The following is a 14,881-nucleotide window of genomic DNA, read 5'->3' as shown; positions in this document are numbered from 1 at the left end:
GCCATGCACAGGTTGGTAGACCGGAGTACTGGAACCGGCGCTTCCGAAGAAGCCCTGCGCATAACCACCATAAAAGCAGGACCTGAACAAGCGTCTGCACAAGGGGGCGTTGCGCGCCGTACTCCGGGCTACCAAACCCGATCGCTGTTTTTCAGCGACCGGCAAACGATAGAGCCCAGGTCCAAGGCGCACAAGCCGGCGGATTCTGGCGTAAGCGTAGGCAACGACGCAAGGTGCTGTGGCTTTCATGAAGTAACTTCGGGCGCCGTTAAACAAGATCTGGCCAAGCCTTCCACCCGAAAAAATGTAGGAGCGAGCTTGCTCGCGATGAATTCGACGGCGGCGCATTTTTCCAGGCAGTACGCGTCATCGTTTACGCCCATCGCGAGCAAGCTCGCTCCTACAGGGGGAGATGGGGAGGTCCTTATTAGCGGGCGATTTTGTCCACGTGAATCCCGAGTTTCTTTAGCCGATACCAGAAACTGCGCTCGGAGATCCCGATCAACTGCGCGGCCGCGGCCTGCACGCCGTTGCTTTGTTGCAGGGCCGCCAGAATGTAGGCCTTCTCGACCTCGGCCAGTGCCGCTTCCAGGTCCGCCGGCACGCTGCCTTCGGTGATCAGCGTGCCGCTGGCGACGGGATTTGAGGCGAACAGGTAAGCCGGCAGATCCTCCTCTTCAATCACCGCGCCTGACGCAACAATGGTCGCCCGTTCCACGCAGTTCTGCAGTTCGCGAATGTTCCCCGGCCACGAATATTGAGCCATGGCCTGCAACGCTTCCGGGCTGAATCCGGTAAAGCGTTTACCGGCAGTAGCCCCCAGCGTATGGGCAAAATGCCGAGCCAGCGGGGCGATGTCCTCGACGCGTTCGCGCAAGGCAGGCAGCGGGATCGGAAAGACGTTGAGGCGGTAATAAAGGTCTTCGCGAAATTCCTTGTTGGCCACCGCGTCCAGCAGGTTCTTGTTGGTCGCCGCGATCACCCGCACATCGACCTTGCGCTCGCGCGGATCGCCCACCGGCTCGATCACCCGCTCCTGCAACGCGCGTAGGATTTTTGCCTGCAAGGCCAGCGGCATTTCGCCGATTTCATCGAGAAACAGCGTGCCTTTGTCGGCCTGCAGGAAACGCCCGACCCGATCCGCCACGGCGCCGGTAAACGCGCCTTTGCGGTGGCCGAACATTTCGCTTTCCAGCAGCCCTTCGGGGATCGCCGCGCAGTTCACCGCGACAAAAGGTTTGTCGGCGCGATTGCCGTGATTGTGGATCGCCCGGGCGACCATTTCCTTGCCGGTGCCGCTTTCGCCGGTGAGCAGGATGGTCGCATTGCTTTCGCGCACCGAGGCGATGGCGTGCAGCACCCGACGAAAGCTTGGGCTGTCGCCGATAAGGCTATCGATCTGCCGGTGTTCGTCGAGCTCGGCGCGCATGCGCTGGTTGTCTTTGAGGATGTCGCGAAATTGCAGGGCCTTGCTGACGGTGATGTCCAGCTCATCGATATCGAAGGGTTTGGCGATGTAGTCGAAGGCGCCGTTGCGCATCGACTGCACGGCATTTTTCACTGTGCTGTAGGCGGTCATGACGATCACCGGCAACTGCGGAAAGCGCAATTTGATTTCCGCCAGCAGCTGCGGGCCGTCCATACCGGGCATGCGCCAGTCGCTGATCACCAGGTCGATGTCTTCGACCTCCAGCACCTTGAGCGCATGCACGCCATTGCCGGCGGTGAACACTTGAATGCCGTTCTGACTTAACGCCGAGGCCAGCAGGTCGCAGAGCTTGGGCTCATCGTCGACCACCAATACGTTATGTGTCATTTCTGCCCTCGTCGAAATCTTCACCGTTGGCCGGAATGTACAGCGTGAACGTGGCCCCGGCATCCTTTTCACTGACGCATTCGATGCGCCCGTCATGACTCTCCATGATCGAGAACACCTTGGCCAGACCCAGGCCGGTGCCCGACGCCTTGGTGGTGACGAACGGCGTGAAGATCCGTTCGAGCATGTTCGGCTCGATGCCTTGGCCGGTGTCGGAAATGCTGATCATGGTGTAGCGCTGATCGCTGGTGATGCCAAGGGTCAGTCGGCCGCCATCGGGCATGGCGTCGATGGCGTTGACGATCAGGTTCAGACCCGCCTGTTTGAGTTGCCGCGCATCGGCGTAAAGGGTCGCGGCAGGGGCCTGGTCGTCGATGCGTACATCGATGGCGTGGCTGGCCAGTTCCGGCGCGCAGAAACCGACCAGTTCATCCACCAGCGGCCGCGCCAGTTGCGTCGACCGCATCGGTGCGCTGGGTTTGGCGAAGTCGAGAAATTCAGTGATCAGGTCGTTGATCCGGCTGACTTCGCTGACCACATACTCCAGATGCCGCTTGTCGGTTTCGGGCAAGTCGGCGCGCCGGTGCAGCAATTGCGTGGCGGTCTTGATGATGCCCAGCGGATTGCGGATTTCATGGGCCAGGCCCATCGCGACTTCGCCCAGGGCATGCAAACGGTCGCGGCGGCGCAGTTGTGATTCCAGATGCTGCAACTCGCCCAGGCGCTCGCTCATGTGGTTGAAGGTGCTGCTCAATTCTGCCAATTCGTCGCCGCCAGTGACCGGCAAGCGCTGGCGGTAATCCCCGGCGATCACCGCCTGAACGCCGATGGACAGCCCGCGCAAGGGTTTGGTCAGGCGTTGTGAGACCAGCCAGCCGACCGTCAGTGACGCCGCCGAGCTGAGCAGGAAAATCAGGATGAACAGGTTGCTCTGATTCACCAGGCCCAACAGGCTGGTGTGGCGCAGCAGGCCGCTGAAGATCACGCCTTGCAGCTCGCCATTCTCGTTGAGGATCGGCCGGTAGATACCGCTGTAGCGACTGGTCGACTGCTCGATCGGCTGTTTGGTGCTGCGCAGGATCTGTTCAATGTTCTCCGGGACGGCCGGCGGGTGATCTTCGAAACGCTGGCTGGAAAAGATCTCCGAGAAGTCATCGGCTTTGGCCAGGTACAGCCGCAGGTCGAGAGAGTGCACGTCCGCCACGCTGGTGAGGAAACTGCTGTCGAGGTAGGTGCCAATCACAAGTTTGTAGTCGACGCCGCCCTGCTCGGTCTCGAACGTCGAGACCACCGTGCCGGTCGCTACGCCACCGACTTGCAGGGTCTGCAACACTGCTTTGGGCTCGGTGCTGATCTGGCGGACGATGTCGTCGGCCACGGTGCTGAACACCACTTTGTGATCGCTGTTGCGCACCAGCGCCACCACGTCGATGCCCATGGCGTCGGCGATGTCGGTGGTCAGTTTGTCGTTGCTGACCGATAGCTGATCCGTGGGCGGACTGGTGTAGCGCAGGAACAACCGGGCAACCCGGGCGTTATCGCGAAGGATCTCAGTGATCTCGTCCTCGACAATCTTGGTCGATTCTTGCAGCCAGATCCGCACGTTGCTGTCGAAAATCTGCGAAAGCGTGGTCGCGGCCAGTTCGGCCGCAATCATCGTCGGGATCACGCTGACCAGCCAGAACGCCAACACCAGTTTGCGCTGCAGGCTCCAGCCAGAGAGGGCGAAAGGTCTAACGGTGGCGGGTGGTACTTTGATCATCATGCTTCGCTTATTTCAGCCGCTTATCGCAGCAGCCATGGCAGGGCGGGAACGGTCCGGCCGGTACGCGCAGCTTACTGGCATCACCGGCCTGGCCGCACGCGTAGATCTCAGTGTAGGAGCTGCCGAAGGCTGCGATCTTTTGATCTTGATTTTGATCTTTTCGAGACCGCCGAAGATCAAGATCAAAAGATCGCAGCCTTCGGCAGCTCCTACAGGTGGGTGTGTCAGGCCAATTGTCGATAGTCCTGATGGATGGGGTGCGGAACGCAGCCTTGTTGCGTGAAACGGTGCTGGATAAAATCTGCGCTCAACTCCACGACGCGGCGGTATTGCAGGTCGACGGTGATCATGTGATAGCAATCGTCGAGCAAGATTTTCACCACCGGCCCGCCGAGTTTGCGTTCCACATAGTCGGCGTTCCAGCGGCTGGTGATGTCGTCTTCACTTGAATGCAAGACCAGCGCCTGGGTGGTGATCTGCGGCATGCGTTTCTTCACCGCCGCCACCAACCGATGCAGTTCCCGAACACTGACCCCGGACATGGTCAGCAGCCCGGCATTACTGCTTTCGCCCGCCTTCATCTGTCGCTCGACGATCGCTCGCAAGCGTTCGTCCTTTATGCCGAACGGGGATTTTTCGTTGAAGCGGCACAGGTGCACGCCAAATGGAATCGACATCACCAGGCTGCTCAATTTCGCCACCCACGGCATGTTCCAGCCGTCATAACGCAGGGTCGTCGAGTACAGCAACAAGCCTTCGATCTGCCCCGGGTGTTCGGCGGCCAGGTACATCGACAGCACCGCGCCCATCGACAAACCGCCGACGAACACGTGTGGGTGCTTACGCCGGATACCGACGAAGGTTTTGCGTGCGCTTTCGTACCAGTCGCGCCAACCGGTGGCTTGCAGGTCGGCGTTGTTGCCGCAGTGTCCGGCCAGGGTCGGCACGTAGACCGTGCAACCGGCCTTGGCCAGGCCCATGGCGACCCGACGCAATTCGGTCGGGGTGCCGGTGAGGCCGTGGATCAACAACACCGCGACCTCCCCGCTGCCGAGAACGAAACCGGCGCTGCCTTCGCCCATGTCGATCTCTTCGGCATTCATCGTTTCATGGCTCGATCAAGCAAACGGTCGAGCAGGGCGATGCCCAAATCGATTTCGGGGTAGCTGATTTCCAGCGACGGCGCCAGGGTGATGACGTTCTTGTAGTAACCGCCCACGTCGAGAATCAGGCCGAGGCGTTTACCGTCGATTTCGATGTCGCCCTTCATGCCTTCTTCAACCATGAAGTCCAGGGTTGCCTTGTCCGGTGTGAAACCGTCCGGGCCGCAGATTTCGCAGCGCAGTGCCAGGCCCAGACCGTCGACGTCGCCGATGATCGGGTAGCGTTTTTGCAAGTCTTTCAGGCCTTCGAGGAAGTACTTGCCCTTGTTCATGACCATCGCACCGTAGTCGACTTCGCTGGTCATCTTGAACATTTCCAGACCCACCGCCGTGCCCAGCGGGTTGGACGCAAAGGTGGAGTGGGTCGAACCTGGCGGGAAGATTTTCGGGTTGATCAGTTCTTCCTTGGCCCAGATGCCACCCAGCGGATTGAGGCCATTGGTCAGCGCTTTGCCGAAGACGATCACGTCCGGTTTGACGTCGAAGTGTTCGATCGACCACAGCTTGCCGGTGCGCCAGAAACCCATCTGGATTTCGTCGACCACCATCAAGATGCCGTGCTGATCCAGCACATGCTTGAGTTCGCTGTAGAAGTTCATCGGCGGAATCACATAGCCGCCGGTGCCCTGGATCGGCTCGACGTAGAAGGCGGCGTATTCGCTCTGGCCGACTTTCGGGTCCCAGACGCCGTTGTATTCCGTCTCGAACAACCGGGCGAATTGCTGCACGCAATGGCTGCCGTACTCTTCCTTGGTCATGCCTTTCGGGCCACGGAAGTGGTACGGGAACGGGATGAAGTTGGCGCGCTCGCCAAAGTGGCCGTAGCGGCGGCGATAGCGGTAGCTGGAGGTAATCGACGAGGCGCCGAGGGTGCGTCCGTGGTAGCCGCCCTCGAAAGCGAACATCAGGCTTTTGCCGTTGGTGGCGTTGCGCACGACTTTCAGCGAGTCCTCGATGGACTGCGAGCCGCCGACGTTGAAGTGCACACGACCGTCGAGGCCGAATTTCTTCTTCGCATCGACCGCGATCATTTCCGAGAGCTCGATCTTGCCTTTGTGCAGGTACTGGCTGGCGATCTGCGGCAGGGTGTCGATCTGTTGTTTCAACGCATTGTTCAGGCGCGGGTTGGCGTAACCGAAGTTGACTGCCGAGTACCACATTTGCAGGTCGAGGTAGGCCTGGTCGCTGGTGTCCCAGACGTAGGAACCTTCGCAGCGGCTGAAGATGCGCGGCGGTTCGATGTAGTGAACGGTGTCGCCGTAGGAGCAGTACTTGGCTTCTTTTTCCAGAAGGATCTGGTCTTCTGCGGTCGCGATTCGAATATCAGACATGGTGGAAGAGTTCCTGTGTTTCTACGTTGAATGAGGTGACGTTAGCGGCGCGGGCGTTTGGTAGCAGGGCGAGCAAGGCCGGGAGTTCGGCGAAGCTGTCGAAGCGCGCGTAGGCGATGCCGTTGCGTTCGCAGTGTTCGGCCAGGCGATCCTTGGCGAACACGAAATCGGCGGTGGAGGCCACGCACATGTCGGACTGGCCGTCGCCGATGACCAGCACGCGTTGGGCATTGGGTGTGGATTTGCATTTACAGTTGCCGGCGGCCGCGCGGCAGGCGTCGCTGGCGTGCGGGAAGTCGATGCGCCAGCTCTCGTGATCGACCTGACGCAAGCGGTTGGCGAGGATCGGCAGCAGGTTCACGTAGTTGCGCGCGAGGATTCGTGCGATGCCTTGCTCGATGCCATCGCTGACCACTTCAAACGAAGCGCCGAGGCCGATAACGTGATCGACGAAGTCGGGGAAGTCCGGGTCGATCTCGATGCTGTCGAAGAACCCGAGCAGTTCGGTCGGCGTGGCCTTGACCAGTGCGAGCTGGCGGCTGAGGCATTCACGGGAACCGATGTCGCCTGCCAGCCACTCGTTTTCGATCGCTTCCCAGCTTGGGTCGGCGAATCGTTGGAGGATGCTGTCGATCACGTCGGTGCGGGTGATGGTCCCGTCGAAATCACACACGATATGCCAGTCAATCATCTTTTGTACCTATTTGGCCGGACGCGCTGTTTGCGCTTGCCAAAGGGGTAGAGCAGGGACTGTGCCAATCGTGTTCGGCCCAGCGGGGCTGGGGTTATGGCAGGTTTTGGTGGTGGCGAAGCTACAATTTTTGTAGGTCGCTACAAACAACATGAGTGCTTGCGCAGGGCGCTTGATCCGAGGATTGATGCGCGTATGTACAGATTAAGGAACCGCCTCATGTCGAGGATTACTGTTGCTCTATTCACAGCGTTGACGTGCGCTTCGGCCAACGTTTTTGCGGGCAGCATCACCGGTGAGGCAGGCGCTGGCCTCAGCTATCAACCGCGCGATCCGAGCGGCAGCCGCTACGAAACCCGGCCAGTGCCGTACCTCGATCTGGACTGGGGCGATGTCAGCCTCAGCACTGATGACGGGTTGACCTGGAATGCGTTCAAGGCCAACGGTTTCAGCGCGGGGCCGTTTGTGAATTACCTGCCTGGGCGGGCTTCCAATGGCGAGCTCCGGGGGTTGCGGGATGTGCCGGACATGGGCGAAGTGGGCGGGTTTGTTCAGTACGCGCCGGCTGATTTCTGGCGGGTGTTTGCCTCGGTTGGCCAGGCCGTGGGCGGTGGGGGCGGGCAGGGTGGGGTGCTGGGACGGGTTGGCGGGGAGGTGGGTTATCCACTGGGTGGCGGGGTGATTGGCAGCAGTAACCTGACCGCGCACTTCGCCGATGCCCGGCAGAATCAGACGTTCTTCGGCGTCAGTGCCCAAGAGTCTCAAGCCTCCGGGATTCGCCGGTACAACGCGGGAGGCGGCTTGCAGAACGTGGCGCTGACCCAGAGCTTCGAGTTTGCGCTGGCGCCGCATTGGTCGCTGGTGACCAGTGCGAGCTGGATTCACCTGACGGGTTCGGCGGCGGACAGCAGTATTGTCAAAGAGATCGGGCAGACCAATCAGGGCGAAGTGCAGGCAGCAATCGCCTACAAATTCAACTGACTCACCGCTAACCTTTGTAGGAGCTGCCGCAGGCTGCGATCTTTTGATCTTGATTTTTAAAGCAAAGTCAAAAGATCGCAGCCTGCGGCAGCTCCTACAAAGGTTCGATGTTGGCGTCAGGTTTCTTCGCCTTCGGCGAGCAGCGCAATCCCGCCCATGATCACCGCCATACCGATCCAGTGCAGTACGCTGATCTGCTCCCCGAGCCCCAACCAGGACCCGAGCAAAACCCCGACAAACACCAGTGAACTCAGCGGAAACGCCAGAGACAAACTGCTGCGCCGCAGGATCAGCATCCACACAAAAAACGCGCCGATGTAACAAGCAATCGCCAGCCACACGCCGGGATTGACCGCCACGGCCAGCAGCCACTGCAGGTTGAAACTCACCTGGCCCAATTGATCGCCACCGACTTTGCTGGCGATCTGGCCGGCACTTTCGAAACCGATCAACAGCGCCCACAGCACGATAGTGCCAAGGCGCTCATGCAGCCAATCCGTGTTGCTTCTGCGCATCGATTGAGCCTCAGGCATAAGGAACACACACGAGCATGACGCCCGCCGTAATCACTAACGTACCGAGCCAGCGCCGACGACTGACGGTCTCGCCGAGGATCAGTTTTCCAGCCAGCACCACGCCGCAATACGCCAGCGCCGCCGCGGGAAACAACAGGCTTAGTGGTGCCCGGGACAGGGCTTCGAGCCAGACGAAAAACTCGATGGTGTAGGCGCCGATTCCGCACCACAGCAGGGGGGCGTTGAACACCTGGCCCCAAAACGCGTTCAGCCGAAACCTGCCTTCGAGTTCCGGCAAACGGTCCAGGCCGAGCTTGAAACAGAGCTGGCCGATGACGTCCAGCACAATCGAAAACGCCACCAGCACAATCACGGTGAAGGTCATGGAATCAACGCCTCGGACCGCTCGATGAGTGTCGTGGCCCGGCCGTTTTCAAGCAACCGCGCGATGGGGACCTGGGCCGTGAGGCTGTGGTCGAGGTCTGAAATGTTCAAGGTCAGGGTTCACCCTTGGCAGACCCTCCCAGACACCGGCTTCATCCATCATGAAGGCGGCCGAGGGGGCTTTTGGGGGTAAATGCAAGGGACGGGCCACCCATCAACGATTCCCTGTAGGAGCGAGCTTGCTCGCGATGGTGTGTCAGCGACATCGATGTCGACTGACACTCCATCGCGAGCAAGCTCGCTCCTACAGGGGGAATGTGGTCAGGCTTGGAAGCGGACCCAAATACTGACCAGCACCGTCGCCGCCATCAACCACGCCACTGCCGCCACCGCCAGGGACGCTTCCAGGCGCATCCGGTCCACCATCACATACAAGGTCGCCAGATAGATGAAGTACGGAATGATCGACCACATCCAAACATGATGGTGGTCTTCAAGTCCTCCAGTGAGCGCCCTTTGCCGACGATGTAATGAGCAATGAGCGCAAAGGTCGGAAACAGTGGCACCAGCCCTGCGATGTAATAGTTTTTAGTCCTGGCCAGGGCGGCGAGGATCAGTACCACGGCCGCACCCAGCGTCGCTTTGAGAATCAGGTCCATCAGTGGCTCAACCCGTACTTCTTCACTTTGTCGAACAGCGTGGTCTTGGCCATGCCCAGTTCGAGGCTGGCCTGGGTCAGGTTGCCGCCACTGCGTTGCAAGGCGTCGCTGAGCAGGTTGCGCTCGAAGGCTTCGACCGCTTCGGCGAAGGCCAGGCCCTGGTTGCTGCCACTGGTACCGGATTTTTTGAAGGCGGGCAGACCGAGGGCAAAGCGCTCGGCCACGTTGCGCAGCTCACGCACGTTACCCGGCCAGTCGTGGCTCATCAGGTTCGACAGGGTCTGGTTGTCCAGTTCCGGCACCGCGCGGTCAAAGCGCAGGGACGACTGCTGCAGGAAGTGTTCGAACAGTTGCAGGATGTCTTCACGCCGTTCGCGCAGGGGCGGCAGCTCGAGGGTCACCACGTTGAGGCGGTAATACAGGTCGCTGCGAAATTCCCCCGCTTTGCTTGACTCGTCCAGATCTGACTTCGTTGCGGCGATCACTCGGCAATCCACGGCCACGCTCTGGTTCGAACCGAGTCGTTCGAGGGTGCGTTCCTGCAACACCCGCAGCAGTTTGATCTGCAAGGGCAGCGGCATGCTTTCCACTTCGTCGAGGAACAGGGTGCCACCGTCGGCGTGTTCAATCTTGCCGATCCGCCGTTTGCCGGCGCCGGTAAAGGCGTTGGCTTCATGGCCGAAGATTTCGCTTTCGAACAGGTTCTCCGGTAGACCACCGCAGTTCAGTGCCACGAACTGTTTGGTGTGCCGGCGACTGAAGTCGTGCAGGCAACGTGCAACCAGTTCTTTACCGGTGCCGGTTTCGCCTTCGATCAGCACGTTGGCCGAGGTGTCGGCCACGTTGGCGATCAGTTCCCGCAGATTCTGCATGGCCGGCGAGCGGCCGATGATCCGGCCTTCAAGAGAATCCCGCTCCGCCAGTTGCCGGCGCAAGGACGAGACTTCCCGCGCCAGGCTGCGTTGCTCCAGCGCGCGGCGGGCTACCTCCACCAGCCGTTCGGGGGAGAACGGTTTCTCCATGAAGTCGTAGGCGCCTTTTTGCATCGCGCCGACGGCCATGGAGATGTCGCCGTGGCCGGTAATCAGTACCACTGGCAGGCTGCGGTCGCGGGCCTTGAGCCGGGTCAGCAGTTCCAGCCCGTCGATGCCAGGCAGGCGGATGTCGCTGATCACGATCCCCGCGAAGTTGTCACCCACCCGCTCCAGCGCTTCTTCGGCGCTACCGACACCCACGCAGGGAATGTCTTCCAGGGTCAGCGCCTGTTGGCAGCCGAGCAGCACATGGGGATCGTCTTCGACGATCAGCACACTAAGGTCGTTGTTCATATTGGCTCGGCGGGAGTGGGGCTTACCAACGGTAAACTGAGGACGAAGGTGGTACCACCGCTGACGGGGTGTTCGACACCCAAATGGCCGCCAGTGGCCGCCGCCAGACTGGCCGACAGGGTCAGGCCGAGGCCCAGGCCCTGCTCGCCGGGCTTGGTGGTAAAGAACGGTTCGAACAAATGTTTGCGCGCTTCGGCGTCGATGCCGTGGCCGTTGTCGCGTACGCGCAGGCGATACTTGCCGTCGAGCGCTTCGCCTTCGAGCCACAACTCCGGCAGCGGTTGCGCCTGCATGGCGTCGAGGGCGTTGCCGATCAGGTTGACCAGAATCTGCTCCAGGCGGGTCTGGTCGATCTGCACCTGTACCTGCTCGAAGTCACGATGCAGTTGCAGATGGACACTTTCCACGCGACCGCCGAGCAGTTGCAACGCGGCGTCCACTGCTTTGCAGAGGCTGGCCTGACCCTTGTCATCGCCGCGACGGGCGAACGACCGCAGGCTGGCGGTGATCCGGCCCATGCGGTCGATCAATTCGTTGATGGTCTTGAGGTTGGTGCTGGCCACGTCCAATTGACCGCGTTCCAGAAAGCGGACGGTGTTGCCGGACAAGGTCCGCAACGCGGCCAGCGGCTGGTTCAATTCGTGGGCGATGCTGGTGGACATCTGGCCGATAGCGGCGAGTTTGCCAGCCTGCACCAGTTCATCCTGGGCCCGGCGCAACGTCTCTTCGGCTTGACGGCGTTCGCGGATCTGGCCCTTGAGCCGTTCATTGCTGGCGCGCAGGTCGGTGGTGCGTTCGGTAATCCGACGCTCCAGTTGATTGTTGGCCTCCTGCAAGGCTTCCCGGGCGGCGAGGCGGGTGGCGATGACCTTGCGCCGTTCGTTCCAGGCGATCAGCAGGAACGCCACCAGGGCAAATGCCACGGCCACCAGAATCCCCTGATTGATCGCTTCGCGCCGCAAATCCTGCAAGGGCGTGAGCAGGGTGAAATTCCACGGCGTGTCACTCAGCGGGCGAGTTTGCGAGAGGTAGCTGATGTCCTCTTCATCGGACTCGACTTCGCTGTTGGCCGGGAACGTCAGTTTTTCTTCGCCTTCGGCCAGTTTTTCCCGGGCCAGCGGTTGCAGCTCGTTCAGTGGAAACCAGTAGTACTGAAGGCTGCGGGCGAGTTTTTCCTTGGTCTCGTCGCTCAACGGTACAACCGATTTGAGCCGTCGCGCCGGATCGCTGGAGAGAATGATGATGCCGTTCTCGTCACTGACGAAGGCTTCCAGGCGCGCCCGTTGCCAGCGTTCCTCCATGGCTTCGAGGCGGACTTTGACCACGGCAACGCCGATGATCTTGCCGTGTTCTTCCAGGCCATGGGCCAGATAGTAACCGGGTTCGCCATTGGTGCTGCCAATGCCGTAGAAGCGCCCCGGCTGACCGCGCACGGCGTTCTGGAAATAAGCGCGAAAGGACAGGTCTTCACCCAGATAGCTGTCGACATCGCGCCAGTTGCTGGTGGCCATGACTCGACCGGTGGTGTCCATCACGTAGATGGCCCGGCTGCGGCTGCGCCGGTTCAGGCCTTCAAGGTATTCATTGACCGTTTTCCGGTGTTCCGGCGTCGGGTCGGCCAACAGTGTTGGAACGCTGGATTCGAGTTCCAGCAGGCTGGGCAGGTAGGTGTACTTGCTGATCTCGCTCTCGACGGCGCGGGCATGCAGTTCCAGCTGACGCTGGCCATTTTCGCTGAGGCTGCGGATCCCGTAGTGCTCACTGACCCAAAAGCCGAGGTAACCCAGTCCGATCATCAGGGCGATGATCAGCGGCGGCAGGAACAAATGGCGAATCAGACGGGGTTTCACGGCGAGTGATGGCGGCGCGGCGCGATAGAGAGTGGGGTCGCATTTCATCACAGATGCCTTGGGTCAACCACAACTACAAGCCTTGAGGTTCCCCTGTAGGAGCTGCCGCAGGCTGCGATCTTTTGATCTTGTTTTTAAGGGCAAGGTCAAAAGATCGCAGCCTGCGGCAGCTCCTACAGGGGCGGCCGTGTAGCTTTTAGTGCTGCAAAATCTTGGCGAGGAAGTGCTGTGTGCGTTCGGCGCGGGCGTTGATGTCGCCGAAGAACTCCTCTTTCATGCAGTCTTCGATGATCTTGCCCTGGTCCATGAAAATCACCCGATCCGCCACTTTACGGGCGAAGCCCATTTCGTGGGTCACGCACATCATGGTCATGCCTTCGTGGGCCAGTTGCACCATCACGTCGAGCACTTCGTTGACCATCTCCGGATCGAGTGCCGAGGTCGGTTCGTCGAACAGCATGACGATCGGGTCCATCGCCAGCGCGCGGGCAATTGCCACACGCTGCTGCTGACCACCGGAGAGCTGGCCCGGGTGCTTGTGGGCGTGGGCAGAGAGGCCGACGCGCTCAAGCAGTTGCAGGCCTTTCTTGGTCGCTTCTTCCTTGCTGCGGCCCAACACCTTAATCTGCGCGATGGTCAGGTTTTCGGTGATGGTCAGGTGCGGGAACAGTTCGAAGTGCTGGAACACCATGCCAACGCGCGAGCGCAGTTTCGGCAGGTTGGTCTTCGGGTCGGCGATGGACGTGCCATCGACCACCACGTCGCCTTTCTGGAACGGTTCCAGGGCGTTGACGCATTTGATCAACGTGGATTTGCCGGAACCTGACGGCCCGCACACCACGATCACTTCGCCTTTTTTGACCTCGGTGCTGCAATCAGTCAGTACCTGGAAGTCCCCATACCACTTGTTGACGTTCTTGATAGAGATCATACGGCAAACCTTTTTTGCAGACGCTTGACCAGCTGCGAGGCGGCAAAGCTGATGATGAAGTACGTGAGCCCTGCGATGATCAGGAACTCATTGGAGCGGCCGATGATGTCGCCACTGGCACGCGAGGCATTGAGGAAGTCAACCAGGCCGACCGCGTAAACCAGCGAGGTGTCCTGGAACAGAATGATGCTTTGTTGCAGCAACAGTGGCGTCATCTTGCGGAACGCTTGCGGCAGGATGATCAACCGCATCATCTGGCCATACGTCATGCCCAAGGCCTGTGATGCGCCCATCTGGCCCTTGGGAATCGACTGCACGCCGGCGCGGACGATTTCGCAGAAGTACGCCGCTTCGAACATCATGAAGGCCACGATGCACGAGGTGAACGCGCCGATCGGGGTGTCTTCACCGGTGATCCAGCGCAGTACAAACGGCACCGCCAGGTAAAACCAGGTGATGACCAGCAGCAACGGGATCGAACGGAAGTAGTTGACGTAGGCGCCGGCAAGGTTCGACAGCCACTTGCTGTGGGACAGGCGCATCAGGGCCAGGATCGTGCCGAGGATGATCCCGCCGACGACGCCCATGGCCATCAGTTTGAGGGTCATGACCATGCCGTTCCACAAACCCGGCAGGGACGGAATGATGCCCGAGAAGTCGAATTCCATCATTTACCCCCTACGGAGATCAGGCCCGGTACGGCGACTTTCTTCTCGACCGCACGCATCAGCAGCATCAGGCTCATGTTCAGGGTGAAGTAAATCAGCGTCGCCAAGGTAAAGGCTTCGAATAGATTGGCGGAGAACTCGGCAGTCTGTTTGGTCTGCGCGAGCAGCTCCATCAGGCCGATCAGCGAGGCGACGGAGGAGTTCTTGAACACGTTCAGGAATTCCGAAGTCAGCGGCGGAATGATGATCCGGTACGCCTGGGGCAGCAGCACGTTCCAGTAGATTTGCGGCAGTTTGAAGCCCATGGCACGCGCGGCGGCTTCCTGGCCACGCGGCAGCGCCTGGATACCAGTGCGCACTTGTTCGCAAACGCGGGCGGCAGTAAACAGGCCCAGGCAAACGACGACGCTGAGATAAGCCGAGGTGGTCGGGTTCAGGTCCTGTTTGTACCAGTCCTGAAGGTTTTGCGGCAGCAGGTCAGGCACCAAAAAGTACCAGATGAACAGCTGAACCAGCAGCGGCACGTTACGGAAGAGTTCGACGTAGCAGGTCGCGATGCCCGATACGATGCGGTTCGGCACGGTGCGCATGACGCCCAGAATCGAGCCCAGCAGCAGGGCGATGATCCATGCCACGACGGCGATAGCGATGGTCCAGCCCAAGCCGGCGATGTACCAGTCGAGATACGTCTCGCTGCCTATGCCGGTGGACCTGAAGAACACGCCCCAGTCCCAGTTGTAATTCATTAGGGTCTCCCCACAGATCGATCGATGTACAAATGCCCGCCTGGGGAGATCCT

At 60.3% G+C, this 14,881-nt stretch carries 12 protein-coding genes and 2 pseudogenes; 1 reads left to right on the top strand and 13 read right to left on the bottom strand.

The features are described from left to right. Positions 1-427: 427 nt before the first annotated feature. The 5 genes from JFU37_RS28310 to JFU37_RS28290 form a co-directional block, all read right to left on the bottom strand. Entirely contained in the window at positions 428-1,816 is a 1,389-nt protein-coding gene (locus JFU37_RS28310; protein WP_201120432.1) for a sigma-54-dependent transcriptional regulator, read from the bottom strand. Then, on the bottom strand, positions 1,806-3,578 hold the full coding sequence (locus JFU37_RS28305) for a sensor histidine kinase (RefSeq protein WP_201120496.1): 1,773 nt from the start codon (positions 3,576-3,578) through the stop codon (positions 1,806-1,808). Before JFU37_RS28305 ends, JFU37_RS28310 begins: the two co-directional genes overlap by 11 nt. Positions 3,579-3,805: 227 nt before the next feature. Continuing rightward, positions 3,806-4,684 carry an alpha/beta hydrolase gene (locus tag JFU37_RS28300; protein ID WP_201120431.1) on the bottom strand — a complete coding sequence of 293 codons (879 nt, stop codon included), beginning with the start codon at positions 4,682-4,684 and terminating at the stop codon, positions 3,806-3,808. Beyond that, complete coding sequence (locus tag JFU37_RS28295; protein ID WP_201120430.1) at positions 4,681-6,075, bottom strand: aspartate aminotransferase family protein; 1,395 nt, start codon at positions 6,073-6,075, stop codon at positions 4,681-4,683. Before JFU37_RS28295 ends, JFU37_RS28300 begins: the two co-directional genes overlap by 4 nt. Next, entirely contained in the window at positions 6,068-6,766 is a 699-nt protein-coding gene (locus JFU37_RS28290) for an MtnX-like HAD-IB family phosphatase (RefSeq protein ID WP_201120429.1), read from the bottom strand. Before JFU37_RS28290 ends, JFU37_RS28295 begins: the two co-directional genes overlap by 8 nt. A 219-nt stretch (positions 6,767-6,985) precedes the next feature. Here JFU37_RS28290 and JFU37_RS28285 point away from each other — a divergent pair, with 219 nt between their 5' ends. After that, positions 6,986-7,747, top strand: coding sequence for a MipA/OmpV family protein (locus tag JFU37_RS28285; RefSeq protein WP_201120428.1), 762 nt, complete (start codon positions 6,986-6,988; stop codon positions 7,745-7,747). Positions 7,748-7,863: 116 nt separating this feature from the next. On the opposite strand, the gene JFU37_RS28280 is transcribed toward JFU37_RS28285, so the two are convergent. The 8 genes and pseudogenes from JFU37_RS28280 to JFU37_RS28245 all read right to left on the bottom strand — a co-directional run bounded on the left by JFU37_RS28280 (position 7,864) and on the right by JFU37_RS28245 (position 14,828). After that, on the bottom strand, positions 7,864-8,262 hold the full coding sequence (locus tag JFU37_RS28280) for a transporter (RefSeq protein WP_201120427.1): 399 nt from the start codon (positions 8,260-8,262) through the stop codon (positions 7,864-7,866). Positions 8,263-8,272: 10 nt separating this feature from the next. Beyond that, positions 8,273-8,659: pseudogene (locus JFU37_RS28275) on the bottom strand (hypothetical protein); the annotation flags it as partial. 308 nt (positions 8,660-8,967) lie between these two features. Beyond that, a pseudogene (locus JFU37_RS28270) lies at positions 8,968-9,296 on the bottom strand (GlpM family protein). Between the two features lie 8 nt (positions 9,297-9,304). Further along, positions 9,305-10,633: a sigma-54-dependent transcriptional regulator gene (locus JFU37_RS28265; protein ID WP_201120425.1), complete on the bottom strand. Its 1,329-nt coding sequence runs from the start codon at positions 10,631-10,633 to the stop codon at positions 9,305-9,307. Then, the gene (locus JFU37_RS28260; protein WP_201120424.1) at positions 10,630-12,531 is read right to left on the bottom strand and encodes a sensor histidine kinase; all 1,902 of its coding nucleotides are present in this window, start codon (positions 12,529-12,531) and stop codon (positions 10,630-10,632) included. The genes JFU37_RS28265 and JFU37_RS28260 overlap by 4 nt, the downstream gene beginning before the upstream one ends. A gap of 148 nt (positions 12,532-12,679) precedes the next feature. Further along, positions 12,680-13,414, bottom strand: coding sequence for an amino acid ABC transporter ATP-binding protein (locus JFU37_RS28255; RefSeq protein ID WP_129438052.1), 735 nt, complete (start codon positions 13,412-13,414; stop codon positions 12,680-12,682). Continuing rightward, complete coding sequence (locus JFU37_RS28250) at positions 13,411-14,082, bottom strand: amino acid ABC transporter permease (protein ID WP_201120423.1); 672 nt, start codon at positions 14,080-14,082, stop codon at positions 13,411-13,413. The genes JFU37_RS28255 and JFU37_RS28250 overlap by 4 nt, the downstream gene beginning before the upstream one ends. Next, positions 14,082-14,828: an amino acid ABC transporter permease gene (locus JFU37_RS28245; protein ID WP_201120422.1), complete on the bottom strand. Its 747-nt coding sequence runs from the start codon at positions 14,826-14,828 to the stop codon at positions 14,082-14,084. The genes JFU37_RS28250 and JFU37_RS28245 overlap by 1 nt, the downstream gene beginning before the upstream one ends. Positions 14,829-14,881: the final 53 nt, after the last annotated feature.

This window comes from Pseudomonas sp. TH41 (genome assembly GCF_016650695.1).
GTDB lineage: Bacteria > Pseudomonadota > Gammaproteobacteria > Pseudomonadales > Pseudomonadaceae > Aquipseudomonas.
Note: the sequence above shows the minus strand (reverse complement) of the source record. Positions and strands in the feature narration are given on the sequence as shown.

What these genes read in the sequence shown, in the direction of transcription:
- JFU37_RS28310 (WP_201120432.1), bottom strand. Translation starts at nt 1,816, where the DNA reads ATGACACATAACGTATTGGTGGTCGACGATGAGCCCAAGCTCTGCGAC.
- JFU37_RS28305 (WP_201120496.1), bottom strand. Translation starts at nt 3,578, where the DNA reads ATGATCAAAGTACCACCCGCCACCGTTAGACCTTTCGCCCTCTCTGGC.
- JFU37_RS28300 (WP_201120431.1), bottom strand. Translation starts at nt 4,684, where the DNA reads ATGAATGCCGAAGAGATCGACATGGGCGAAGGCAGCGCCGGTTTCGTT.
- JFU37_RS28295 (WP_201120430.1), bottom strand. Translation starts at nt 6,075, where the DNA reads ATGTCTGATATTCGAATCGCGACCGCAGAAGACCAGATCCTTCTGGAA.
- JFU37_RS28290 (WP_201120429.1), bottom strand. Translation starts at nt 6,766, where the DNA reads ATGATTGACTGGCATATCGTGTGTGATTTCGACGGGACCATCACCCGC.
- JFU37_RS28285 (WP_201120428.1), top strand. Translation starts at nt 6,986, where the DNA reads ATGTCGAGGATTACTGTTGCTCTATTCACAGCGTTGACGTGCGCTTCG.
- JFU37_RS28280 (WP_201120427.1), bottom strand. Translation starts at nt 8,262, where the DNA reads ATGCGCAGAAGCAACACGGATTGGCTGCATGAGCGCCTTGGCACTATC.
- JFU37_RS28265 (WP_201120425.1), bottom strand. Translation starts at nt 10,633, where the DNA reads ATGAACAACGACCTTAGTGTGCTGATCGTCGAAGACGATCCCCATGTG.
- JFU37_RS28260 (WP_201120424.1), bottom strand. Translation starts at nt 12,531, where the DNA reads ATGAAATGCGACCCCACTCTCTATCGCGCCGCGCCGCCATCACTCGCC.
- JFU37_RS28255 (WP_129438052.1), bottom strand. Translation starts at nt 13,414, where the DNA reads ATGATCTCTATCAAGAACGTCAACAAGTGGTATGGGGACTTCCAGGTA.
- JFU37_RS28250 (WP_201120423.1), bottom strand. Translation starts at nt 14,082, where the DNA reads ATGGAATTCGACTTCTCGGGCATCATTCCGTCCCTGCCGGGTTTGTGG.
- JFU37_RS28245 (WP_201120422.1), bottom strand. Translation starts at nt 14,828, where the DNA reads ATGAATTACAACTGGGACTGGGGCGTGTTCTTCAGGTCCACCGGCATA.